The sequence below is a fragment of the Achromobacter sp. K91 genome (assembly GCF_003576205.1).
Classification (GTDB): domain Bacteria; phylum Pseudomonadota; class Gammaproteobacteria; order Burkholderiales; family Burkholderiaceae_B; genus Achromobacter; species Achromobacter aegrifaciens.
In genome coordinates this window covers 151,771-173,613 of the sequence record NZ_QWFB01000012.1, presented here as the reverse complement: position 1 = coordinate 173,613, position 21,843 = coordinate 151,771, and the positions used below count along the sequence as shown (strand labels likewise).

22 protein-coding genes are annotated in these 21,843 nt (G+C 67.2%); 8 read left to right on the top strand and 14 right to left on the bottom strand.

What is annotated here, in order from left to right:
* Positions 1 to 66: 66 nt before the first annotated feature.
* On the top strand, positions 67 to 1,056 hold the full coding sequence (locus DXK93_RS03095) for a tripartite tricarboxylate transporter substrate binding protein (protein WP_119449326.1): 990 nt from the start codon (positions 67 to 69) through the stop codon (positions 1,054 to 1,056).
* The gene (locus DXK93_RS03090) at positions 1,053 to 2,150 is read left to right on the top strand and encodes a maleylacetate reductase (protein WP_233564495.1); all 1,098 of its coding nucleotides are present in this window, start codon (positions 1,053 to 1,055) and stop codon (positions 2,148 to 2,150) included. The genes DXK93_RS03095 and DXK93_RS03090 overlap by 4 nt, the downstream gene beginning before the upstream one ends.
* A 36-nt stretch (positions 2,151 to 2,186) precedes the next feature.
* On the opposite strand, the gene DXK93_RS03085 is transcribed toward DXK93_RS03090, so the two are convergent.
* The 6 genes from DXK93_RS03085 to DXK93_RS03060 all read right to left on the bottom strand — a co-directional run bounded on the left by DXK93_RS03085 (position 2,187) and on the right by DXK93_RS03060 (position 7,744).
* The gene (locus DXK93_RS03085) at positions 2,187 to 3,299 is read right to left on the bottom strand and encodes an NADH:flavin oxidoreductase/NADH oxidase (protein WP_119449325.1); all 1,113 of its coding nucleotides are present in this window, start codon (positions 3,297 to 3,299) and stop codon (positions 2,187 to 2,189) included.
* 107 nt (positions 3,300 to 3,406) lie between these two features.
* A complete protein-coding gene (ehuA, locus tag DXK93_RS03080; protein WP_119449324.1) occupies positions 3,407 to 4,177 on the bottom strand; it encodes an ectoine/hydroxyectoine ABC transporter ATP-binding protein EhuA in 771 nt (256 codons plus the stop codon).
* Complete coding sequence (gene ehuD / locus DXK93_RS03075; protein WP_054455981.1) at positions 4,174 to 4,845, bottom strand: ectoine/hydroxyectoine ABC transporter permease subunit EhuD; 672 nt, start codon at positions 4,843 to 4,845, stop codon at positions 4,174 to 4,176. The genes ehuA and ehuD overlap by 4 nt, the downstream gene beginning before the upstream one ends.
* Complete coding sequence (gene ehuC / locus DXK93_RS03070; RefSeq protein ID WP_119449323.1) at positions 4,842 to 5,495, bottom strand: ectoine/hydroxyectoine ABC transporter permease subunit EhuC; 654 nt, start codon at positions 5,493 to 5,495, stop codon at positions 4,842 to 4,844. Before ehuC ends, ehuD begins: the two co-directional genes overlap by 4 nt.
* 10 nt (positions 5,496 to 5,505) lie before the next feature.
* Positions 5,506 to 6,414 carry an ectoine/hydroxyectoine ABC transporter substrate-binding protein EhuB gene (gene ehuB, locus DXK93_RS03065; RefSeq protein ID WP_119449322.1) on the bottom strand — a complete coding sequence of 303 codons (909 nt, stop codon included), beginning with the start codon at positions 6,412 to 6,414 and terminating at the stop codon, positions 5,506 to 5,508.
* 175 nt (positions 6,415 to 6,589) lie between these two features.
* A complete protein-coding gene (locus DXK93_RS03060; RefSeq protein ID WP_119449321.1) occupies positions 6,590 to 7,744 on the bottom strand; it encodes an ABC transporter substrate-binding protein in 1,155 nt (384 codons plus the stop codon).
* A gap of 264 nt (positions 7,745 to 8,008) precedes the next feature.
* Between DXK93_RS03060 and DXK93_RS03055 the strand changes: the two genes are divergently transcribed.
* A complete protein-coding gene (locus tag DXK93_RS03055) occupies positions 8,009 to 8,434 on the top strand; it encodes an OsmC family protein (protein ID WP_054455974.1) in 426 nt (141 codons plus the stop codon).
* A 130-nt stretch (positions 8,435 to 8,564) separates the two neighbouring features.
* Positions 8,565 to 9,854: an Nramp family divalent metal transporter gene (locus tag DXK93_RS03050; RefSeq protein WP_119449320.1), complete on the top strand. Its 1,290-nt coding sequence runs from the start codon at positions 8,565 to 8,567 to the stop codon at positions 9,852 to 9,854.
* A 69-nt stretch (positions 9,855 to 9,923) separates the two neighbouring features.
* On the opposite strand, the gene DXK93_RS03045 is transcribed toward DXK93_RS03050, so the two are convergent.
* On the bottom strand, positions 9,924 to 10,145 hold the full coding sequence (locus tag DXK93_RS03045) for a hypothetical protein (RefSeq protein ID WP_054455972.1): 222 nt from the start codon (positions 10,143 to 10,145) through the stop codon (positions 9,924 to 9,926).
* 184 nt (positions 10,146 to 10,329) lie between these two features.
* The gene (locus DXK93_RS03040; protein ID WP_054455971.1) at positions 10,330 to 10,938 is read right to left on the bottom strand and encodes a TetR/AcrR family transcriptional regulator; all 609 of its coding nucleotides are present in this window, start codon (positions 10,936 to 10,938) and stop codon (positions 10,330 to 10,332) included.
* A 102-nt stretch (positions 10,939 to 11,040) separates the two neighbouring features.
* On the opposite strand from DXK93_RS03040, the gene DXK93_RS03035 reads away from it, so the two are divergent.
* Entirely contained in the window at positions 11,041 to 12,324 is a 1,284-nt protein-coding gene (locus DXK93_RS03035) for an MFS transporter (protein ID WP_119449319.1), read from the top strand.
* A gap of 57 nt (positions 12,325 to 12,381) precedes the next feature.
* On the opposite strand, the gene DXK93_RS03030 is transcribed toward DXK93_RS03035, so the two are convergent.
* Positions 12,382 to 13,080 (bottom strand): GntR family transcriptional regulator, encoded by a 699-nt coding sequence (locus DXK93_RS03030; protein ID WP_233564494.1) that lies wholly within the window; start codon positions 13,078 to 13,080, stop codon positions 12,382 to 12,384.
* Between the two features lie 129 nt (positions 13,081 to 13,209).
* Here DXK93_RS03030 and DXK93_RS03025 point away from each other — a divergent pair, with 129 nt between their 5' ends.
* From DXK93_RS03025 to DXK93_RS03015, 3 genes are read left to right on the top strand one after another with little or no spacing between them, the layout of a single operon-like run.
* Positions 13,210 to 14,205 carry a tripartite tricarboxylate transporter substrate binding protein gene (locus DXK93_RS03025; protein WP_054455963.1) on the top strand — a complete coding sequence of 332 codons (996 nt, stop codon included), beginning with the start codon at positions 13,210 to 13,212 and terminating at the stop codon, positions 14,203 to 14,205.
* A gap of 51 nt (positions 14,206 to 14,256) precedes the next feature.
* On the top strand, positions 14,257 to 15,057 hold the full coding sequence (locus DXK93_RS03020; protein ID WP_119449317.1) for an enoyl-CoA hydratase/isomerase family protein: 801 nt from the start codon (positions 14,257 to 14,259) through the stop codon (positions 15,055 to 15,057).
* A 20-nt stretch (positions 15,058 to 15,077) separates the two neighbouring features.
* Entirely contained in the window at positions 15,078 to 16,316 is a 1,239-nt protein-coding gene (locus DXK93_RS03015) for a CaiB/BaiF CoA-transferase family protein (RefSeq protein ID WP_119449316.1), read from the top strand.
* A gap of 546 nt (positions 16,317 to 16,862) precedes the next feature.
* Here the strand turns inward: DXK93_RS03015 and DXK93_RS03010 are convergent.
* The 5 genes from DXK93_RS03010 to DXK93_RS02990 all read right to left on the bottom strand — a co-directional run bounded on the left by DXK93_RS03010 (position 16,863) and on the right by DXK93_RS02990 (position 21,706).
* Positions 16,863 to 17,594, bottom strand: coding sequence for an ABC transporter ATP-binding protein (locus DXK93_RS03010; RefSeq protein ID WP_054452351.1), 732 nt, complete (start codon positions 17,592 to 17,594; stop codon positions 16,863 to 16,865).
* Positions 17,591 to 18,391: an ABC transporter ATP-binding protein gene (locus tag DXK93_RS03005; RefSeq protein WP_054452353.1), complete on the bottom strand. Its 801-nt coding sequence runs from the start codon at positions 18,389 to 18,391 to the stop codon at positions 17,591 to 17,593. Before DXK93_RS03005 ends, DXK93_RS03010 begins: the two co-directional genes overlap by 4 nt.
* Positions 18,388 to 19,476 (bottom strand): ABC transporter ATP-binding protein, encoded by a 1,089-nt coding sequence (locus DXK93_RS03000; RefSeq protein WP_054452355.1) that lies wholly within the window; start codon positions 19,474 to 19,476, stop codon positions 18,388 to 18,390. Before DXK93_RS03000 ends, DXK93_RS03005 begins: the two co-directional genes overlap by 4 nt.
* The gene (locus tag DXK93_RS02995; protein WP_370126311.1) at positions 19,473 to 20,324 is read right to left on the bottom strand and encodes a branched-chain amino acid ABC transporter permease; all 852 of its coding nucleotides are present in this window, start codon (positions 20,322 to 20,324) and stop codon (positions 19,473 to 19,475) included. Before DXK93_RS02995 ends, DXK93_RS03000 begins: the two co-directional genes overlap by 4 nt.
* Before the next feature lie 236 nt (positions 20,325 to 20,560).
* Entirely contained in the window at positions 20,561 to 21,706 is a 1,146-nt protein-coding gene (locus tag DXK93_RS02990; protein ID WP_013394755.1) for a branched-chain amino acid ABC transporter substrate-binding protein, read from the bottom strand.
* Between the last annotated feature and the right edge of the window lie 137 nt (positions 21,707 to 21,843).

Here is a 21,843-nt window from a genome sequence, read left to right as displayed (position 1 = left end):
CGCACTTTGGCAATTTAGACAAAGATAGACGGCCGGACACAACGACGATAAGCCCAGGAGACCCGCATGCCCCCGATCAACGCCCCCCGCCGCTCGCCCCGCGCCCTGCTGGCCAGCGCCGCCCTCGCCGCAGGCGCCTGGGCTGCCGCCCTGCCCGCGCTGGCGGATTCCTATCCCAGCAAGCCGGTGACGGTGGTGGTGCCCTTCGCTGCGGGCGGCACCGTGGACCGGGTGGCGCGCCAGGTGCAGCAGGCGCTGCAGGACAAGCTGGGCCAGACGGTGGTCATCGACAACCGCGGCGGCGCCGGCGGCACCATAGGCACGGCGCTGGTGGCCAAGTCCGCGCCCGACGGCTACACGGTGGAAATGGTGTTCGATTCCTACGCCACCGAGCAACACATCTACCCCAAGCTGTCTTATGACACGGCGCGCGACCTGACGGGCGTGTCGTACATGGTGCGCTCGCCCATGGTGCTGGCCGTGACCGCCAGCGGTCCGTACCAGACGCTGGCCGACTACGTCGCGGCCGGCAAGAAGGGCAGCGTGTCCTACGCCTCGGTCGGCGCGGGCAGTTCCAACCATCTGGCGGCTGAAATGTTCCATCAGGCTGCGGGCACCAGCGGCATCCACACGCCCTACCGCGGCGGCGGCCCGGCGGTATCGGACCTGATGGGCGGACACGTGGAGTCCATCATCGCCAGCCTGCCGCTGGTGCTGCCCCACATCCAGAGCGGCAAGCTGCGTGCGCTGGCGGTGACGGCGCCCAAGCGGGTCGCGGCCCTGCCGGACGTGCCCGCCATCGCCGAGAGCTATCCGGGCTTCGAGATCTATTCCTGGGTGGGCATGGTGGCGCCCGCAAGGACGCCGGCGGCGACGCTGGACAAGCTGGCCGACGCCACCATCGCCGCGCTGCGCGATCCGGCCGTGGCCGGACGCATCACCGAATCGGGATTCGAAGTGGTGGCCGGCGGCCGCGATGACATGAACCGGCTGGTGCAGGCCGAGTCCCAGCGCTGGGGCGAGCTCATCAAGAGCCGCGGAATCGTTGCACAATGACCGACATGCAGACGGGGAACGCCATGCAATCCTTCATCTACGCCAGCCGCGCCCAGCGCGTGGTCTTCGGGCCGGGCAGCCTGGGCGGCCTGGCGGCCGAACTCGATGCGCTGGGGCTGCAGCGCGCGCTGGTGCTCTGCACGCCGCCGCAGCGCGCGCAGGCCGAACGGGTCGCGGCGCTGCTGGGCGAAGCGCGGGTTGCCGGGATCTTCGACCAGGCCGTGATGCACGTGCCGATGGAAATCGCGCGCCAGGCGCGGGAAGCGGCGCGCGAGCTGGGCGCCGATTGCGCGGTGGCCGTGGGCGGCGGCTCCACCATCGGGCTGGGCAAGGCCATCGCGCTGGACTCGGGCCTGCCGGTCATTGCCGTTCCCACGACCTATGCGGGCTCGGAGATGACGCCGATCTACGGTCTCACCGAGAGCGGCCTGAAGAAGACCGGCAAGGATGACCGGGTGCTGCCGCGCAGCGTGGTGTACGACCCTGAGCTGAGCCTGTCGCTGCCGGTATCGATGAGCGTGACCAGCGGCATCAACGCCATTGCCCATGCGGCGGAAGGCCTGTACGCGCGCGACGGCAATCCGATCATGGACCTGATGGCGCAGGAAGGCATACGCGCGCTGGCGCAGGCGCTGCCCGCCATCCACGCAGGCTCCCAAGGCGCGGAACTGCTGCAGGCGCGCAGCGACGCGCTCTACGGCGCCTGGCTGTGCGGCACGGTGCTGGGCAGCGTGGGCATGGCGCTGCATCACAAGCTCTGCCACACGCTGGGCGGCAGCTTCAACCTGCCGCACGCGGAAGTCCACACCGTGGTGCTGCCGCAAGCCTTGGCCTACAACGCCGCGGCCGCGCCGCGGGCCATGGAGCGCATCGCCGCAGCGCTGGGCGCGCCGGCTGCGGCGGCAGGCGTGTTCGATCTGGCCAGCACGCTGGGCGCGCCCACGGCTTTGCGCGACATCGGCATGCGCCAGGAAGACCTGGACCGCGCCTGCGACATCGCCATGCAGACGCCCTACCCCAATCCGCGGCCGCTGGAACGCGAGGCCTTGCGGGCGCTGCTGCAAAACGCCTACGAAGGCAGGCGGCCTCAATAAACAGAGTCCGGCAGGCTGCCAGCCTGCCGGTTGCGCCTAGCGTTGTCCGAAGCGCGTATCGCCAAACAGCGCCTTCTGGTCACGCGGCTGCGAACGCCAGTACTGGCGCGGCGCGCTGACCTGGCCGCCCAGTTGCGCCGCGGCGTGCCACGGCCAGCGCGGGTCGTACAACATGCCGCGCGCCAGCGCGACCATGTCGGACTGGCCGTTCTGCAGGATGTCTTCGGCCTGCTGCGCCTCGGTGATCAGGCCCACCGTGATGGTCGGCATGCCCACCTTGCGCTTGATTTCGTCGGCGAACGGCACCTGGTAGTTCGGCCCCACGGGTATCTTCTGCTGGGACGAGACGCCGCCGCTGGACACGTCTATGAATTCACAGCCGCGTTCCTTCAAGGCTTGCGCCAGGACCAAGGTCTGTTCCAGGTCCCAGCCGCCTTCGACCCAGTCGGTGGCCGACACGCGCACACCTAGCGTCACCGACGGCGGAATGGCCTCGCGCAGCGCCTGGAAGACTTCCAGCGGAAAGCGCATGCGGTTCTCGAGCGAACCGCCGTAGGCGTCGTCGCGCCGGTTGGACAGCGGCGACAGGAACTGATGCAGCAGATAGCCGTGCGCGGCGTGCAGTTCGATCGCGTCGAAGCCCAGCCGCACGGCGCGCCTGGCGCTGGCCACGAAGGCGTCGCGCACGCGGGCCAGACCCGCCGTGTCCAGCGCGTGGGGCGGCGGTTCCGACGCATTGTGCGGCACGGCCGAAGGCGCCCAGCCCTGCCAGCCGCCGGCCTCGGGCGGCACCAGTTGGCCGCCGTTCCAGGGCGCTTCGCTGGACGTCTTGCGGCCCGCGTGGCCCAACTGTATGCCCAGCTTGATGGGCGCATAGCGGCGGATGGCTGCAACGACGCGGCCGATGGCCGCCTCGGTTTCATCGGACCACAGGCCCAGGTCTCCCGGGGTGATGCGGCCGTCGGGCTCCACGGCGGTGGCTTCCACGAACAGCAGCGCCGCGCCGGACAAGGCCAGATGCCCCAGGTGGATCATGTGCCAGTCGGTCGCCAGGCCTTCCTCAGCCGAGTACTCGCACATGGGCGCGATGACGATGCGGTTGGCCAGCTCCAGCTGGCCGATGGACGTGGGACTGAAAAGCAGGGACATGCTGGAGCCTCCGGGGCGTGGGATGCGACAGCATAGCGCCCCGACCCGCCCGGGAACCTGAATACCGCAGCCCGGGGCGGGGTCAAGGCTGGCACGCAAGCGCCGCGCTACTGCCCTTCGATCACCGAATCCAGGAACTGGCGCGTGCGCGCTTCCTTGGGCTGGCTGAACAGCACCGCCGATTCGGCGTCCTCGACGATGTTGCCTTCGTCGAAGAACAGGGTGCGGTCCGAGCTGCGTTCTGCGAACTTCATCTGGTGGGTGACGATGATCATCGTCATGCTGCGCCGGGCCGACAGGTCGCGCAGGATCTGCAGGATGCCGCCCACCAGCTCCGGGTCCAGCGCGGAAGTCACCTCGTCGAACAGCATGATGTCGGGGCACATGGCCAGCGCGCGCGCTATGCCCACGCGCTGCTTCTGCCCGCCCGACAACTGCGCGGGATAGACATCGAGCTTGTCGCCCAGCCCGACCATCTCCAGGTATTCCACGGCGCGCTCGCGCGCCTGGTCGCGCGACATGCCCAGCACGTGGACCGGGGCCTCCATGGCATTGGCCAGCGCCGTCATGTGCGGGAACAGGTTGAAGTGCTGGAACACCATGCCGATCTTGCCGCGCACCTTGCGCAGATGCTCTGAATTGAGGCTGGCGGGGCGGCCCTGCGCGTCGGTCCACATGGGCACGCCGTCGATCTCGATGTCGCCGCTGGTGGGCTGGTCCAGCGTCATCAGCACGCGCAGCAAGGTCGATTTGCCCGAGCCGGAGGGGCCGATCACTGCCACGGTCTGGCCGGCCGGTATCTCCAGGTTGATGCCGCGCAGCACCTCCAGTTCTCCGTACTGCTTGCGCAGGTTCTTGATGCTTACGCTGGCGCTCATCGCTTTCCTCCATATCGTTGCAGGCGGGCCTCCAGGCCGCGCACGCCCCAGGCCGCCACCAGGCTCAACGCCAGGAACAGCAGGCCCACCAGGGTCAGGGGCTCGGTGTAGCGGAAGGTGGCAGAGCCGATCATCTTGCTCTGCTGCAGCAGTTCCACCACGGTAATCGCCGACAGCAGCGGCGTGTCCTTGAACATGGCCACCAGGTAATTGCCCAGCGCCGGCACCACCGGCGGAATCGCCTGCGGCAGCACCACGCCCACGGCCGTGCGCCAGCGCGACATGTTCAGCGCGGTGGCGGCCTCCCATTGGCCGCGCGGCACGGCTTCGATGCCGGCGCGGTAGACCTCGGCGCAATAGGTCGCGTAGTGCAGGCCCAGCGCGGTGATGCCGGTGGCCAGCGGCGACATCCGCACGCCGGTCAGCGGCAGCACGTAGAACAGGAAATACATCTGCACCAGCAGAGGCGTGCTGCGCACGAACTCGATCACGAAGGCGGTGGGCAGGGACACGATGCGCAGCCGCGAACGCCGCAGCAAGGCCAACACCAGGCCCAGCGTCACAGCCACCAGCATGCCCAGCAGCGTGGCCTCGATCGTGATGACCAGCGCCGAGCCCAGCGTGGGCAGGATCTCCAGGGCGAAGGACCAATCGAATACCGGCTTCATCGCACGCGCACCTTGCGTTCCAGCAGACGCACGCCGGCCGTGATCAGCAGCGCCACGGCGAAGTACATCAGCAGCATCAGGGTGAAGATCTCGGTGGTGCGCAGGGTCTCGCTGCGCAGCAGCTGGCCGCGGAAGGTCAGGTCCGTGATGGTGATGAGGGACACCAGCGCGGTGTTCTTCAACAGCTCGATCAACAGGTTGCCCGCAGGCGGCAGCATGGCCGGCACGGCCTGCGGCACCACGATGCGGCGCATGATCTGGCCGCGCGTCAGGTTCAGCGCGATGCCGGCTTCGCGCTGGCCCAACGGCACCGCGCGGATCGCGCCGCGCACCACTTCCGCGCCATAGGCGCCGGCGTTCAGCGCCAGCACCACGATGCCCACCAGCATGGCCGGCAGTTGCACGCCGAACAGCGGCAGCACGAAGTAGAACCAGAAGAGCTGCACCAGGGCCGAAGTGCCGCGAAACACCTCGACGTAGACCGCCGCGATCCAGCGCAGCGGGCGCACGGACGACAGGCGCCCGATGCCCGCGGCCAGTGCCAGCGGAACGGCCAGCACCACGGCGCCTGCCATGATCTCCAGGGTCACCGCCAGCCCCTGCAGGAGCGGCGGCGCCAGCTCGGCGAAATGCTCGGATATCAGCCGCATGCGCGCCCCCTTACTGGCCGGCGCACAGCTTGGCGGCCGTGACCCCCTTGGGCAGTTCCTCTGCTGTGAAGCCAAAAGGCGCCACGAGTTTCTGGTGTTCTTCGGTGCCGATGAACTTTGCCAGCTCAGCGTTGAAGGCGTCGGCAAAGGCCTTGTCGTCGCTGCGGAAGGCATAGGCGCCGTAGCCGCGCACGTCCTTGCCGTCGATGACGGGATCCTTGAACGGATCGGCCTTCTCCAGGCCGCTGGCCGCGCTGGTCTTGCCCATCAGGTCGTTGACCGTGAGCGCCGTGGCCGCATAGGCGTCGGCGCGGCCCGCCTGCACGCCGGACAGCGCGCTGACCGCATCCGGGAACACCACCACCTGGGCGGGCGGCACCTTGATCTTGGAGGCGTACTCCGCTTCGATCGCGCCGACCACCACGCCGAGCTTGGCGTCGGGATTCTTCATCACGTCTTCATAGCTGTGCAGATTCTTGGGATTGCCTTGCTTGACCAGGAAGGACTGGCCCACCCCATAAGTGGGGTCCGAGAACGCCACCTGCTGGCAGCGTTCGGGCGTGACGTACATGCCCGCGGCGATGATGTCGAAGCGCTTGGCCTGCAGGCCCGGAATGAGCGAGCCGAACTCGGTCAGGACGCCCTCCACTTCGTTGATGCCCATGCGTTTAAGCACCACCCGGGCGATCTCCACGGATTCGCCCGTGACCTTGGCTTCCTTGCTGTCCATGAAGGCGAACGGCGCTTCGTTGGCGTAGCCGATGCGTATCTTGCCGGCGGCCTTGGCGGCTTCCAGGGTGGACGTCGCGGCGGGCGCATTCGCTGCCGGAGCAGCCTTGTCGGATCCCGAGTCGGAACATGCCGCCAGCACCCCCAGGCTCAAGGCGGCCAGCATACGTCTGGATCGGATCAGGCTCATGGCAGTTTCTCCTGTATTTATTTCGAGGTATATGGATTCACTAAAAATAATACGCTATTAAATGATTTCGACACGAATCATATGCCCGAAAAAAAGCAGGCCGCAGCCTGCTTTTTGCTTCGCCGCCCTATGGGCGTCAGGACAAGTTACGAATCGTAGACTTATATGTCCCCACTTATTCCGCGTAGGAAAAACGGCCGTTCCGGACGATGCCCATGACGCGGGCGCGCTCGTCGAAACCCTGGTGGTTGTCCTTGGTGATGTTGAGCACGCCATTGGGCACGACCAGGTCACGCGTGTTTTCCAGGGCATCCCGCAGCGCCGCGCGGAATTCCGGCGTGCCGGGCTTGGCCCCGGTCTTGAGCGCCCGCGCCACCGCCGAGTCCAGCAGCATCCAGGCGCCATAGGCGTCGCCCGCGAACTGGGTCAGCGTGTTGGCGCCGTAGCGCGCTTCGTACTTGTCGGCAAAGGCCACCGCCACCTTCTTGACCGGGTTGTCGTCGGGCAGCTCGCGCGCCACCACGCCAGGGCCGGTGGGGAACAGGGTTCCCTCCACGTCCGCGCCGCCGACCTGCAGGAATTCCAGCGTGCCTATGCCGTGCGTCTGGTAGATGGCGCCGGTGTAGCCGCGTTCCAGCAGCGTCTTCTGCGGCAAGGCAGACGGGGTGCCGGCGCCGGCGATCAGCACGGCGTCCGGCTTGGCGGCGATGACCTTCAGGACTTGTCCGACCACCGACGCGTCGGTGCGCTGGAAGCGCTCCTGCGCCACGATCTTCAGGTCGGTCCCGGCAGCGGCGGTGAACTCCTTCCACCAGCTGTCGCCGTAGGAATCCGCGAAGCCGATGAAAGCCACGTTCTTCAGACCCTTCTTCTTCATGTCCGCGACCAGCGCGGTGGCCATCAACGAATCGTTCTGCGGCATCTTGAAGGCCCAGGCGCGCTTCGGATCGGACAGCGGCTCGACGATGACGCTGGAGGCGGCCAGCGCAATCATGGGCGTGCCGGTTTCGGCCAGCACGTCCAGGCCGGCCAGCGCGGCGGCCGTGGTGTTGGGGCCGACGATGGCGTCGACCTTGTCTTCGGAGGTCAGCTTGCGCATGTTCTTCACCGCGCGGCTGACGTCGGTACCGTCGTCCAGCACCACGTAGCGGGCCGGCTCGCCGCCCAGCGTGGCCGGCCACAAGCGGATCGCGTTATTGGTCTGGATGCCGATGGCCGCGGCCGGACCGGTGGTGGACACGTCCACGCCGATGACGATTTCAGCCTGGGCGGACAAGGCGGGGACGGCCAGCGCAATGGCGCAGGCGTAGCGGACGAGCTTGTAAGACATGACAGCAGTTCTCGGCGAGGTGTGAGCAGATGCCTGTATTTTGCCTGATGGCCGCGTGCCGCCTTGCGACGCGCATCAAGAAAGCTGGTCTGCGGTTACATAGGCTTGCCGTTGCGCGCAGACGCTTTCCGCGCCTGGCGCCCGCAGCCGCCTTATCATCGTTCATGCCATTCCAGGCAGCGCGCCCCGCCCCCAGCGGGCGGCCCGCGCCCTCCCACACCGGCCGCGCGCGCGACGGGCGCGGTCCTTCTACAGGAGTCACGCATGAAGAAAACCGCAACCGCCCACTGGTCGGGCGACCTGAAGACCGGCAAGGGCACGATCTCCACGCAGAGCGGCGCGCTCAAGGAACAGGCCTACGGCTTCAACACCCGCTTCGGCGACACCCCGGGCACCAATCCCGAGGAATTGCTGGGCGCGGCTCACGCCGGCTGCTTCACCATGGCCCTGTCCAACATCCTGTCCGAAGCAGGCATGGTCGCGCAAAGCCTGGACACCAAGGCCGAGGTCACGCTGGACAAGGTGGATGACGGCTTTGCCATCACCGCTGTCCATCTGACGGTGGAAGCCGTCATCCCCGGCGCCAGCGCCCAGGCCTTCGAGGACGCGGCCCGCAAGGCGGAAAAAGGATGCCCCGTGTCCAAGGTGCTGAACGCCAAGATCTCCATGGACGCCAAGCTCAAGTCCTGATCCCCGGTGCAGCCCATGGCCCGTCCGCGAAGGATGGCGCCATTGGGCCGTCCTATCCCCTGCTTGCCCAAAATCAATTTGACGATGCCGTCCCCCAAGAGGATGATGAGAATCATTCTCAGGAGCAAGCATGGGCCAATTCATCTACGCGATATCCGGCGGCAGGACCGCGCTGGCGCAGGACGTCCAAGTATCGGCGGGCCTGCGCCGCATCGCCGGCCCTGGCATCCTGGTGGCCGTGGGCTATATCGATCCGGGCAACTGGGCCACCGACATCGCGGGCGGCAGCGGCTTCGGCTACGGGTTGCTGCTGGTCGTCATCACCTCGGCGCTGCTGGCGCTGGGCTTCCAGATCCTGGTGTCGCGCCTGGCGCTGGCAACGGGGCAGGACCTGGCCACGCTGACGGCCCGCCACCTGTCGCCGCGCCTGGCCAAGGCCGCCTGGCTGGCCGGTGAGGCGGCGATCCTGGCGACTGCCCTGGCCGAACTCATCGGCGGCGCAATCGCGCTGCGCCTGCTCTTCGGGCTGCCGCTGATCGCGGGCGTTGCGGTGACCGGCGTCGGCACGTTTGCCGTGCTGGCGCTGACGCGCGGCAACGCCGACAAGCACGAGCGCTTCATTGCCCTGCTGCTGTCGGTGGTCGCCATGTCCTTCGTGTTCCTGCTGTTCAAGGCCAACCCGGCCTGGACGGAAGTGGCGCACGGCGTCACGCAGACCGGCCGCGCGCTGCGCGACCCGCAGGGCTTCCTGATCGCGCTGGGGATACTTGGCGCGACCCTGATGCCGCACAACCTGTACCTGCATTCCGGATCGCTCGCGCAGCGTGCGCAGCAATTGCCGCCCAGCGCCCGCGACCTGGCCATGCGCGTGGCGCGCAACGACACCGTCGTGTCGCTGGGCCTGGCCATGCTGATCAACGCCGCCATCATGATCGTCGCCGCCGCCTCGCTGTCGGGCTCGGGCATCATCGTGTCCAGCCTGGACGACGCGCATGCCGTGATCGGCCAGACCCTGGGCATCGGCGCGGCCATCGTGTTCGCCGTGGCGCTGTATGCCGCGGGCCAAAGCTCCACCATCACTGGCGTGCTGGCCGGACGCATCCTGTCCCAGGGCTTCCAGGTGGGCAGCGGCTGGTCGGACCGCCGCCGCGCGCTGGCGACGCGGCTGGTGGCGGGCGTCGCGGCGGTCGGCCTGCTGGCCTTCACCGGCGGCCAGGATCCGGACGGCCTGCTGGTGCTGAGCCAGGTCATCCTGAGCCTGGCCCTGCCCTTCGCGCTGGGGCCGCTGGTGCTGCTGGCTTGCAGCAAGAGCCTGATGGGCAAGTACGTGTTGCGCGGCGCCTGGGCCTGGGCCGCGGTTGCAGCCACGGTCGGCATCCTGCTGCTGGATGGCTATCTGGTGGCGGACATGCTGGTCTGAACCCCGGGAATCGGCCGGCATAAAAAAACGCCAGCGATGCTGGCGTTTTTCTCGTACCCGCTGTCGGGCTCAGTGGTAGGCGGAGACCACGGGGTGCTGGCGGCGGCCGGCGTCCATGTCATGCAACACCTCGCCCACGGCGCCGCCGAAGGCGGCCAGGCGCACTTTCAGGCGCAGCCAGCGCGAGCCGGAAGCGTGGCCGGACAGGCTTTCCGCGATGATCGCGTCATGGATCAGGGTACGTTCCAGCTCATCCGACATGCGGGCATTCTTCAGCGCGGTATCGCTCATGGTTCTCTCCTTGAGAAAGCGATGTGGAACAACACGAGTCCATCTTAGACCTGTGCTTGCTGCGCCGCAATAAATTTCTTAACCATTTTTTTGTGCGTTGCGCAATGGGTACAAACACCAAAAATGGTGCACATGTGCACTGCTGCCTGCACCTTTCTTGTGCTGCCCCTTCCGAAGACGCCCGTCAGGGCTGTGCGAGATGCGCCTGGATCAGCATGTCCGCCATCTGCGCGACCCGGCCGGCTGGCCCGCCTTCGCCAAATAGCTGGCTGGAGACGAAGGCCCCTTCGAACAACAGCAACAGGCCATCGCCCAGCGCGTCGGGATCGGCCGCCCCCATTTCCGCCGCCATGGCGGCCAGGCGCCGCCGCAGCTCGGCCTTGTGTTCCACCGCCACGGCGCGGGCGGGATGACCGGCCTCGGGGTATTCCACCGCCGCGTTCGTCAGTCCGCAGCCCCGGTAGCCGCTCTGCACCGCGCGCACGCCCAGGCCGGTCAGGTAGGCCAGGATCTGGGCCCGGGGATCGCCCGGATGCGCCGCGCAGGCCGCGTCGAAACGCGCCCAGAACTCAGCGTCATAGTCGCGCAGATAGGCCGCCGCCAGTTCGTCCTTGGACGAAAAGCTGCGGTACAGGCTGGGTTTGGTCACGCCCGCTTCGCTGACGATGGCGTCCACGCCCACCGCCCGGATGCCGTCCCGGTAGAACATTTCGCGCGCGGTCTTGCGGATGCGCTCGGCCGCCAGCGGCGGCTTGGATGCGGGCCGATCGGCGCTCGAGGTTTTACTGGCCATGGATGGGCTCCTTTCCGGATGACGGATCGACTAAAAATCGCTTGACGATGTTACTGACCGGTACGTACTATTCGCAAACCCCAATACGTACCGGTCAGTAACATGAGTATAGCCCACCCTCCCGTCCCTTTCCGGCGCGCCGGCCAGAAGTACGCTTTTGTCGTCGTCGCGGTGATTTTCCTGTCCCTGCTGGTATCCGCCGGCCTGCGTTCCTCGCCCAGCGTGTTGCTGGTGCCTCTGGAAGAAACCTTTGGCTGGAGCCGCAGCACCATCTCGCTGGCCGCCGCGGTCGGCATCTTCCTGTATGGCATGGTGGGACCGTTCGCGGCCGCCGCGATGGAGCGCTTTGGCTTGCGGCGCGTGCTGATCGGCGCGCTGATGCTGATGGCTGCGTCCAGCGCAGCCAGCGCCTTCATGACCCAGTCCTGGCATCTGCTGCTGACCTGGGGGGTGTTCTCGGGCCTGGGGTCCGGCGCGGTCGCCGTGGTGCTGGGCGCCACCGTCGTCAACCGCTGGTTCACCAAGCACCGCGGCGTGATGATGGGCCTGCTGACCGCCAGTTCCGCCACCGGCACGCTGGTGTTCCTGCCGGTGCTGGCCGCGCTGGCCTCGTCGGGCGACTGGACGCGCGTGGTGTGGACCGTGGCGGCCGCGGCGGCAGCGCTGGTGCCGCTGGCCTGGTGGCTGGTGCCGGACCGCCCTGCCAGCGTCGGGCTGGCCCCCTTCGGCAGCGATCCGCATGCGCCGCCCGCGCCCGCCGCGCCGCGCACCGGCATGCTGGCCGCCACCTTCGGCGCACTGGCGCGGGCCTCGCGCACCCGCACCTTCTGGTTCCTGTTCGCGACCTTCTTCGTGTGCGGATTCACCACCAACGGCCTGGTCGGCACGCACCTGATCGCGCTTTGCGGCGACCACGGCATGCCCGAGGTGCAGGCCGCGGGCCTCCTGGCGTTGATGGGCATCTTCGACCTGATCGGCACCACGGCGTCCGGCTGGCTCACCGACCGCTACGACCCACGCAAGCTGCTGTTCGTCTACTACGGCCTGCGCGGACTGTCGCTGATCTACCTGCCCTATTCCGACTTCTCGTTCTACAGCCTGTCGATCTTCGCCATCTTCTTCGGCCTGGACTGGATCGCCACGGTGCCGCCCACGCTGCGCCTGACGACCGAAGCCTTCGGCGAGCGCGACGCGTCCATCGTGTTCGGCTGGATCGTCGCCGGCCACCAACTGGGCGCCGCCAGCGCCGCCTGGATGGCGGGCGCCGTGCGCGAAGCCCAGGGCAGCTATCTGATGGCCTTCGTCATCTCCGGCATGACGGGCCTGATCGCCGCCGTCATTGCGCTGATGATAGGCAGGAAGCGCATGGTGGCGCAGCCGGCCTGAGCGCGCCAGCGGGCGGACGGCCGAGCCCTGGGCCCGCGCCGTCCGCGCGATGACAGGTCACTTCAAGCCTTGGGCCCCGCGCCCGCGCAGGTTGTAGGTCTTCTTGCTGCCCACATGCCTGCGGATGAGCGACTCCGCAAGCTCGCCGTCGCGCTGCATCAGCGCCTGCACGAAGGCCTCGTGGTCGGCCACCGCCGCCGTCCATTCGTCGATATCGAAGTTCGACTTGTAGCGCAACGCCTGCACCTGCAGGTTCAAGCGGTCATACGAATGCATCAGCGCCGGGTTGTGGGCGGCCCGGTTGATGGCGATATGCGTGCCCATGCTGGCCGCGAAATACGCGCGGATGTCGCGCTGTTCATACCCTTGCAGCATCTGCGCGTGCAATTGTGCGATATGCGCCAGTTCCGCGTCCGTGGCGCGTTCGGCGGCACTGCGCACCGCCAGCCCCTCCAGCACCGACAGCACGTCGAAGATGTTCTCGACATCGTCGGCCGACAACTCGATCACCATCGCGCCGCGCTTGGGCTGCAGAGTCACCAGGCCGTCGGAAGCCAGCATGCGATAGGCCTCGCGCAGCGGCGTGCGTGAAATCTTCAACTGGTCGCACAGGTCCCGCTCGTTCAGCCAGGTGCCCGGCTTGAAGGTGCCGTCGATGATGAGCTGCCGCAATTTTTCCGCCACCACGGCCGGCAGCGTGGGGTGATGAATGGCCAAATCGGGGACGGACTGGTCCATAACTTCAGGGTTAGCCATGAGTTGTTGCCACTCGCTATTTCGACTATTTTTGTATCTGGTATACCAAACACCAAAGGCATACCAACCTGACCCCATCATAGATCAAGCAACACGCGGGCAGGCTGACAACCACCAAAGGAGACCCACATGCACAAGCACGCTCGCGCCTGGGCCGGCGCCCTGGCGTTGACCGCCGGCCTGGCCGCCGCCAGTCCCGCCCTGGCGCAGGACGCATCCAAATGGCCGGAACGGCCGGTACGCCTGATCGTCGGTTTCGTGCCAGGCGGCGGCACCGACGTATCGGCGCGCATCCTGTCCGCGCGCCTGTCGGCGCTGCTGGGCCAGCAGGTCGTGGTCGAGAACAAGCCCGGCGCTTCCGGCCTGATCGCGGCCGACTTCGTGGCCAAGGCCGATCCGGACGGCTACACGCTGCTGCTGGCCAATATGCAGTCCACCGTCGCCGCGCCCTATGTGGTGCAGTCCAGCGTCGACCCGATCAAGGACTTCACGCCGGTGCGCTACATCGGGTCGGTGCCCAACGTGCTGGTGGTCAATCCCGCCAAGCACAGCTACGCCAGCGTGCAGAACCTGGTGGACGACGCCCGCGCCAAACCCAAGCAGCTGACCTACGCCTCTTCCGGCATGGGCAGCCCGCAGCACCTGAGCGCCGCGCGCTTCTCGCAGATCGCGGGCGTCAGCATGGAGCACGTGCCGTACAAGGGCAGCGGCCAGGCCATGACCGACCTGCTGGGCGGCAGCGTGGACATGAACTTCGACACCCTGCCCGGCGCCATCAACCAGATCCAGGCCGGCAAGTTGCGGCCGCTGGCTGTGACCAGCACCGAACGCAGCAAGCGCCTGCCCGACGTGCCGACGCTGGCCGAGTCCGGCATCAAGGGTCTGGACATCGTGCAGTGGTATGCGGTGCTGGCCCCGGCCAAGCTGCCCAAGCCGGTGCTGGACAAGCTCGACCAGGCGCTCAGCCAGACGCTGGCCGATCCCGAGATCAAGGCCAAGCTGGCCGACCAGGGCATGGAACTGGGTGGCGGTCCGGCCACCCCCGCGGCCTTCGCCAGCTACGTCCAGGACGAATGGAGCAAGTACGGCAAGCTCACCGCCAGCCTGGGCCTCACCAAGCAGTAAGCCGGCAGCAACCCGGCGGGGGGTGCGCCCCCGCCCACGCAAAGGAACACCATGAGCGCTACCCCCACTTCCGACACCTCCCCCATCCTGTGCCAGCGCGACGGCGACATCGCGACCGTGGTGCTGAACCGCCCGGAAAAGCTCAACGCCTTCACCATAGACAGCTGGCGGCTGCTGGGCGACGCCTTCCTGGAGCTGGACGCCGACGACAGCGTGCGCTGCGTGCTGCTGCGCGGCGCGGGCGAAAAGGCCTTCTCCCCGGGCAATGACATCAGCGAATTCGAGACCACGCGCAGCAACAAGCGCCAGGCCATCGAGTACGGCGCCGTGATGCGCCGGACCATAGAAGCCATCGGCAACTGCCGCCATCCGGTGGTAGCGCAGATACACGGCATCTGCGTGGGCGGCGGGCTGGAGATCGCCAGCCTGGCCGACATCCGCATCTGCGGCCAGAGTTCGCGCTTCGGCGTGCCCATCAAGAACCTGGGGCTGGTGATGTCGTACTCGGAACTGGCGCCGCTGGTGCGCCTGGTGGGCCCGACCGCCGCGCTGCAGGTGCTGCTGGAAGGCACCATCTTCGACGCGCAGGAAGCGCTGCGCCTGGGCGTGGTCACGCGCGTGGCGCCCGACGATCAGGTCGCCTCCGAAGCCCAGGCCGCCGCCCGCCGCATCGCCGACGGCGCGCCGCTGGTCGCGCGCTGGCACAAGAAGTTCATCCGCAATCTGGTGCAGGGCAAAGCCCTGACCGACGCCGACCGCGACGAAGCCTTCGACTGCTTCGACACCGAGGATTTCCGCACGGGCTACCAGGCCTTCCTGGCCAAGGCCAAGCCGCAATTCAACGCCCGCTGAACCCCATGCAAGGAGGACTCATGCATAACGATACCCAGCGCCCCGCCGGCGCCCTTTCCGGCATGCGCGTGATCGAGCTGTCGCAGATCATGGCCGGCCCGACCTGCGGCATGATGCTGGCCGACATGGGCGCCGACGTCATCAAGGTCGAGAAGATCGACGGCGGCGACGATTCGCGCCAGTACCGGGACCCGCAGATCAACGGCATCTCGGCGCCTTATCTCATGCTCAACCGCAACAAGCGCGCCATCGCGCTGGACTTGAAGCATCCGGAGGGCAAGAAGGTCCTGCTGCGCATGATCCGCGACGCCGACGTGGTGACCGAGAACTTCCGCAAGGGCACGATGGAAAAGCTGGGCCTGGGCTACGACCGGCTGCGCCAGGAAAACCCGGGCCTGATCTATTGCGCGGTGTCGGGCTATGGCACCACCGGCCCCTATGCCGACAAGGGCGGCTTCGACCTGGTGGCGCAGGGCTTCTCCGGCCTGATGGCGATCACCGGGGAACCTGGCGGGCCGCCGCTGCGCACCGGCAATTCCGTCGCGGACATCAACGCCGGCTTGCTGGCGGCTTTCGGCGTGCTGGCGGCCTACCAGCACAAGCAGCGCACGGGCGAAGGCCAGATCGTGGAAACGTCATTGCTGGAAGCCAGCCTGCAGCAGCTGTACTGGCACGCCGCCATCTACTTCGGCAGCGGCGTGTCCCCCGGCCCCACGGGTTCGGCGCACGTGCTGAGCGCGCCCTACCAGGCCTTCCCCACCGCGACCGACTGGATCATCATCGGCGGCGCCAACGAGAAGAACTGGCAGCGCATCACCCAGGCGCTGGGCAAGCCGGAATGGGCCGAGGATGCCCGCTACGCCCGCAATCGCGACCGCATGCAGAACCGCGATCAACTGGTAGAGGATATGTCCGCCATCCTCAAGACGCGCAGCGCGGAGGAGTGGCTGGACGTATTCGACACGGCCGGCGTGCCTGCGGGCCCTGTGCATTCCATCGCCCAGGCGCTATCGCATCCGCAGACGCTGGCGCGCGGCATGGTGGTGGAACAGGAGCACCCGGTCGCGGGCACGGTGCGCACGGTAGGCATGCCGGTGAAGCTGTCGGCCACGCCCGCGCAATACCACCGCGCGGCGCCGCGGCTGGGCGAGGACAGCATCGCGATTCTGGGAGAGTTCGGCTACGGCGCCAAGGAAATCGAAGCGCTGATCGATGCCGGCGTGGTCGCGGCCGTGGACCGTGAACGCGCGCCGGCTTAGGACGTTTTTGGCTGAATTGCTGACGTTCGGTTTTGTACGGCTGGGGTTCTTGAGTCGCCGGCGTCTGCCCACGAACGGGTCCGAAACCAACGCATTAGGCGACTGCCAGCCGAGGCGGCCCGGAGCCATCCGAAGCGCAGCCCCATTGGGGCGAGCATCGGAATGGCGCAGGGCAGCCTCGGCGGCTAAAGAACCCTGACATCCGCAAGCTCGAAGCCCTGCCGCTGCGGCTTTGTGAGGCTGGGTTCTTTTGTGCGGCAGGGTTCTTGAGCCGCCGGCGTCCGGACTGCGGGATTCCGATGCTCGCCCCGGTGGGGCTGCGCTTCGGATCCCTCCGTCCGGCCACCGGCTCACGATGTCTGCCCATGAACGGGGTCCAAAGCCAGCGCATTAAGCGACTGCCAGCCGAGGACCCCGGAGTCATCCGAAGCGCAGCCCCGCCGGGGCGAGCATCGGAATGACGCAGGGCAGCCTCGGCGGCTCAAGAACGCTGGCATCGGCAAGCTCGAAGCCCTGCCGCGCCCGCCCCAAGATCCCGGCCGCGCCCTACTCGGACTCGCCCAGATAGGCCGCCCGCACCTTGGGATCGTGCAGCATGTCGCCGGCCGGACCAGACAGGATGATCTCGCCCGATTCCATCACGTAGCCGCGATGGCTGTTTTCCAGCGCCAGGCGCGCATTCTGCTCGATCAGCAGGATGGTGACGCCTTCGCTGGCGATGGTGCGTACCACCTCGAAGACCTTCTCCACCATCAGCGGCGCCAAGCCCATCGAAGGCTCGTCCAGCAACAGCAGCTTGGGGCGCGCGATCATCGCGCGGCCCATCGCCACCATCTGCTGCTCGCCTCCGGACAGCGTGCCGGCCGCCTGCTTGCGGCGCTCCGCCAGGCGCGGGAACAGCGTGAAGACGCGGTCGGTGTCCTGGCGGATCTGGGCCGCATCGCGACGGATATAGGCCCCCATCGCCAGGTTTTCCTCGATCGTGAGCTGGCCGAAGATGCCGCGCCCTTCCGGCACCATCACCAGACCGCGGCGCACCAGCTCATGCGACTTCTGGCCGCCGACGGACTGGCCGCCGTAGACCACTTCACCGCCCGCCAGCGGCACCAGTCCGCAGATGGCGCGCAGCGTCGTGCTCTTGCCGGCGCCATTGGCGCCGATCAGGCAAACCAGTTCGCCCTGGTCCACGCGCAGGTCGATGCCGCGCACCGCGCGGATGCCGCCATAAGAGACCTGCAGGCCCCGCAATTCCAGTAGGGGTTGGGATGCTGCCGTCATGCCGGGCGCTCCTGATGAATCTGCGGATCCTGCGCGGCGCCTGCGCCCAGATACGCTTCAATGACCTTGGGATCGCGCTGCACCTGGGCGGGTTTGCCCATGGCCAGCACCTTGCCGTATTCGAGCACCAGCACGCGGTCGCACAGGCCCATGACGAGCTTCATGTCGTGCTCGATCAGCAGCACGGTGATGCCGTCGGCGCGGATCTTCTCGACCAATTTGCGCAGCACCACGGTTTCCGATGCGTTCATGCCGGCCGCCGGTTCGTCCAGCGCCAGCAGCTTGGGATCGGTGGCCAGCGCCCGCGCGATCTCCAGGCGCCGCTGGTCGCCGTAGGGCAAGGAACGCGCCACGTCGTTGGCGCGATGGCCGATGCCTACGTAGTCCAGCAGTTCCTGCGCCCGCGCTTCGGTGGCGGCCTCTTCGGCCCGCGTGCCGCGCGTGCGCAACACGGCGCCCAATACGCCCGACTTGGTGCGCATGTGGCGGCCGATCATCACGTTCTCGATCGCGCTCAGGTTGGCGAACAGGCGGATGTTCTGGAAGGTGCGTGCCAGGCCCGCATAGGCGACTTCATGCGGCTTCTTGCCGGACATGGACTCGCCGTTGAACGTGCAGCTGCCCTCTTCCGGGATGTACAGGCCGGTGAGCACATTGAACAGCGTGGTCTTGCCCGCGCCGTTCGGCCCGATCAGGCCGTAGATCTCGCCTTGCTCGATGTCGAAGCTGACGTCCGACAGCGCCTGCAGGCCGCCGAAGCGCTTGCCCAGTCCCTGGGCTTGCAGCAGTTTGCTCATGCTCCGCCTCCCTGGGTCTTGGTTGCAAGTTCACGCTTGCGCACCGCCGACGGCCACAGGCCGGCCGGACGGAACAGCATCACGCACACCATGGCCAGGCCGAACAGCAGCATGCGTATGCCCTCGGGGTCCAGCACCACGGCGCCGAACAGCATGTGCTGCACCGGTTCGACCACCGCGCGCAGGAACTCGGGCAGCGCAGCCAGGATCAACGCGCCCAGGATCACGCCCGGGATGTGGCCCATGCCGCCCAGCACCACCATGCACAGGATCGAGATGGATTCCATCAGCGAAAAGCTCTCGGGGCTGACGAAGCCCTGCATCGAGGCGAACAAGGCGCCCGCCACGCCGCCGAAGGACGCGCCCATCGCGAACGCCAGCAGCTTGATGTTGCGGGTATTGATGCCCATGGCCTTGGCCGCGATCTCGTCTTCGCGGATCGCTTCCCAGGCGCGGCCGATGCGCGAATTCTGCAGGCGCACGCAGACCACGATGATGATCAACGTCACCGCGAGCAGCAGGTAGTAATACTTTTCGGGTCCCGTCACGCGCAGGCCCAGCAGGCTTTCCGTGCGGCCGAAGGCGAACTCGCCGACCTTGAAGGTGTCGATGCGGTTGATGCCCTGCGGTCCGTTGGTGATGTTGACCGGCGCGTTCAGGTTGTTCAGGAAGATGCGGATGATCTCGCCGAAACCCAGCGTCACGATGGCCAGATAGTCCCCTCGAAGCTTGAGCGTGGGCGCGCCCAGCAGCACGCCGAACAGGCAGGCCACCGCCAGCGCGATCGGCAGGATCGCCCAGAACGGCAGGTGCAGGCCGAAATGCGGCGATGCCAGCAACGCCCAGGTGTAGGCGCCCACCGCGTAGAACGCGATGTAGCCCAGGTCCAGCAGGCCCGCGAAGCCCACCACGATGTTCAGGCCCAGCGACAGCATCACATACAGCAGCGCGAAGTTCAGGATGCGGACCCAGCTCTGGCCGGCCATGCCGATCACGAAGGGCAGCACCGCCAGCACCACGCCGATCAGCGCGATGCCGATCAGGTTGCGGGTGGAGAACCCGCTGCTTTTCAGGGTTGCGTTCATGCCCGGTCTCCCACGCGCTCGCCCAGCAGGCCGGACGGACGGAAGATCAGCACCAGCACCAGCACGAAGAACGCGAACACGTCCTGATAGTGACTGCCGAGGAAGCCCCCGGTCAGGTCCCCGATGTACCCGGCGCCCAGCGATTCGATGATGCCCAGCAACAGGCCGCCCGCCATGGCGCCTACCAGATTGCCGATGCCGCCCAGCACCGCGGCCGTGAAGGCCTTCAGGCCCAGCATGAAGCCCATGGTGTATTGCGACACGCCGTAGTAGGTGGCGACCATCATGCCGGCCACCGCGGCCAGCGCCGAGCCGATCAGGAACGCCGCCGAAATGACCGTGTTGATGTTCACGCCCATCAGCCCGGCCACTTCGCGGTTCTGCGCGGTGGCGCGCATCGCCGTGCCCAGGCGGGTCTTGTGCACCACGGCCAGCAGTCCGCCCATGATCAGCGCCGCAATCACCACGATGGCAATCTGCAGCGAGCTCATGCGCGCGCCAGCAATCTCGAACACCTGTGGCGACAGCACCTGCGGGAAGTTCAGGTAGTTGCGGCCCCAGCCCATCATCGCCACGTTCTGCAGGATGATGGACACGCCGATCGCGGTGATCAGGGCAGCCAGGCGCGGCGCGCGCCGCAACGGCCGGTAGGCCACGCGCTCGGCGGTCCAGCCCACGGCCATGCACAGCGGCACGGACACCAGCAGGCCGACGCCCAGCACCACGAAGGCGGACGTGGAAGGATCGCCGCCCACCAGCGAGATGGCGATGGTGGTCGCCGCCATCGCGCCGATCATGACGACGTCGCCATGGGCGAAGTTGATCAGCCCAATGATGCCGTACACCATGGTGTAGCCCAGGGCGACCAGGGCGTACACGCTGCCTAGCGTGACGCCGTTAATCAGTTGTTGAATGAAGATATCCATAGGGGCCGCTGAATAAGCCTGGAAAAATCGCGCGGACCTTGCGGTGACGGCCCTCGGGCCTGCCACGGCGCCGCGCGTGGCGCGCGCCTGACGGCGCGCACGCTGCAATACGGGCGGGACGCGGCGCTCAGCCGCCTCCCCGCCCCGGTCCAGCCGCCTTAGTTGGCTTGGCTGACCATCGTCTCAACCATCTCCCACTTGCCGTTCTTGACTTCGTAGATGGTGACCGAGATTTCCTTCAGGTCGCCTTTGGCGTCGTAGGAAATGTGCTCGCTGGTGGCGCCCTTGCGGTTCAGCTTGGCCAGGGCCGGCAGGTACTTCTCGGGCTTGGCCGAGCCGGCCTGCTCGATGGCGGCGATCATGTTCCAGGCGCCGTCATAGGCGTAGGGAGCATAGACGCCGGGGGCCTTCTTGAAGCGGGCCTGGTAGCGCTGCTCGAAGTCCTTGCCCGCGGCCATCTTGTCCAGCGGCACGCCGGCCAGCGAGGCGTAGGTGCCGTCGGCGGCGTCGCCGGCCAACTTGATGAAGGTGTCGCTGCGCGTCATTTCGCCCGAAACCAGCGGCGCCTTCAGGCCCAGGGTAGCCAGTTGGCGCTTCATCGGACCGGATTGCGCGTCCAGGCCGCCGTAGAAGATGGCGTCGGGCGCCGAACCCTTGATGTTGGTCAGGATGGCGGTGAAGTCGTTGGCCTTGTCGGTGGTGTACTCGCGGCGCACGACCTGGCCGCCAGCGGCCTTGACCGCCTTCTCGACCTCGTCGGCCAGGCCCTGGCCGTAGGCGGTGCGGTCGTCGATGATGGCGACCTTCTTGGCCTTCAGGCTTTCCACCATGAACTTGCCGACCGCGGCGCCCTGCTGGGTGTCGCTGGTCATCATGCGGAAGGTGGTTTCGTAGCCTTGCTTGGTGTACTCCGGCGAGGTCGCCATGGCGATCTGGGGCAGACCGGCTTCATGGTAGACGCGCGAAGCAGGGATGGTCGTACCCGAGTTGAAGTGGCCCAGGATGCCGACCACGTCCTGGTCGACCAGCTGCTGGGCAACCTGCACGCCGACGCGCGGATCGGCCTGGTCATCGCGCGACACCAGCACGAACTTGGCGGTTTCGCCGTCGACCTTGATGCCCTTCTTGTTGGCTTCTTCCAGGGCCAGGTTCAGGCCGTTCTGCATGTCCTCGCCATAGTGCGATTGCGGACCGGTGAGCGGCGCGGCAAAACCGAACTTGACGTCGGCAGCCTGCGCGGAGGCGGCCATGCCGGCGGCGGCGATGCTGGCGGCGAGAAGCTTCAAAGTGGTGCGGAACTTCATGGGTATCCTCCGAGTGTCGGACTTAAGACCTTGTTATACCTGAGCTTTTAACCAGGCTTTTGGTTTTTCACTACTAGCAAGTCCGATATGGCGGAAGCTTGCGTGTGCATGTTCTGCAAAATCCGGAAGCCGGGTTG

Coding starts and splice junctions, on each gene's coding strand:
- ehuA (WP_119449324.1), bottom strand. CDS start 4,177: ATGAGCGCCAGCGTAAGCATCAAGAACCTGCGCAAGCAGTACGGAGAA.
- DXK93_RS03015 (WP_119449316.1), top strand. CDS start 15,078: ATGCATAACGATACCCAGCGCCCCGCCGGCGCCCTTTCCGGCATGCGC.
- DXK93_RS03055 (WP_054455974.1), top strand. CDS start 8,009: ATGAAGAAAACCGCAACCGCCCACTGGTCGGGCGACCTGAAGACCGGC.
- DXK93_RS03035 (WP_119449319.1), top strand. CDS start 11,041: ATGAGTATAGCCCACCCTCCCGTCCCTTTCCGGCGCGCCGGCCAGAAG.
- DXK93_RS03060 (WP_119449321.1), bottom strand. CDS start 7,744: ATGTCTTACAAGCTCGTCCGCTACGCCTGCGCCATTGCGCTGGCCGTC.
- DXK93_RS03030 (WP_233564494.1), bottom strand. CDS start 13,080: ATGGCTAACCCTGAAGTTATGGACCAGTCCGTCCCCGATTTGGCCATT.
- ehuC (WP_119449323.1), bottom strand. CDS start 5,495: ATGCGGCTGATATCCGAGCATTTCGCCGAGCTGGCGCCGCCGCTCCTG.
- DXK93_RS03025 (WP_054455963.1), top strand. CDS start 13,210: ATGCACAAGCACGCTCGCGCCTGGGCCGGCGCCCTGGCGTTGACCGCC.
- DXK93_RS03085 (WP_119449325.1), bottom strand. CDS start 3,299: ATGTCCCTGCTTTTCAGTCCCACGTCCATCGGCCAGCTGGAGCTGGCC.
- DXK93_RS03090 (WP_233564495.1), top strand. CDS start 1,053: ATGACCGACATGCAGACGGGGAACGCCATGCAATCCTTCATCTACGCC.
- DXK93_RS03040 (WP_054455971.1), bottom strand. CDS start 10,938: ATGGCCAGTAAAACCTCGAGCGCCGATCGGCCCGCATCCAAGCCGCCG.
- DXK93_RS03005 (WP_054452353.1), bottom strand. CDS start 18,391: ATGAGCAAACTGCTGCAAGCCCAGGGACTGGGCAAGCGCTTCGGCGGC.
- DXK93_RS02995 (WP_370126311.1), bottom strand. CDS start 20,324: ATGGTGTACGGCATCATTGGGCTGATCAACTTCGCCCATGGCGACGTC.
- DXK93_RS03095 (WP_119449326.1), top strand. CDS start 67: ATGCCCCCGATCAACGCCCCCCGCCGCTCGCCCCGCGCCCTGCTGGCC.
- ehuD (WP_054455981.1), bottom strand. CDS start 4,845: ATGAAGCCGGTATTCGATTGGTCCTTCGCCCTGGAGATCCTGCCCACG.
- DXK93_RS03020 (WP_119449317.1), top strand. CDS start 14,257: ATGAGCGCTACCCCCACTTCCGACACCTCCCCCATCCTGTGCCAGCGC.
- DXK93_RS03045 (WP_054455972.1), bottom strand. CDS start 10,145: ATGAGCGATACCGCGCTGAAGAATGCCCGCATGTCGGATGAGCTGGAA.
- ehuB (WP_119449322.1), bottom strand. CDS start 6,414: ATGAGCCTGATCCGATCCAGACGTATGCTGGCCGCCTTGAGCCTGGGG.
- DXK93_RS03010 (WP_054452351.1), bottom strand. CDS start 17,594: ATGACGGCAGCATCCCAACCCCTACTGGAATTGCGGGGCCTGCAGGTC.
- DXK93_RS02990 (WP_013394755.1), bottom strand. CDS start 21,706: ATGAAGTTCCGCACCACTTTGAAGCTTCTCGCCGCCAGCATCGCCGCC.
- DXK93_RS03000 (WP_054452355.1), bottom strand. CDS start 19,476: ATGAACGCAACCCTGAAAAGCAGCGGGTTCTCCACCCGCAACCTGATC.
- DXK93_RS03050 (WP_119449320.1), top strand. CDS start 8,565: ATGGGCCAATTCATCTACGCGATATCCGGCGGCAGGACCGCGCTGGCG.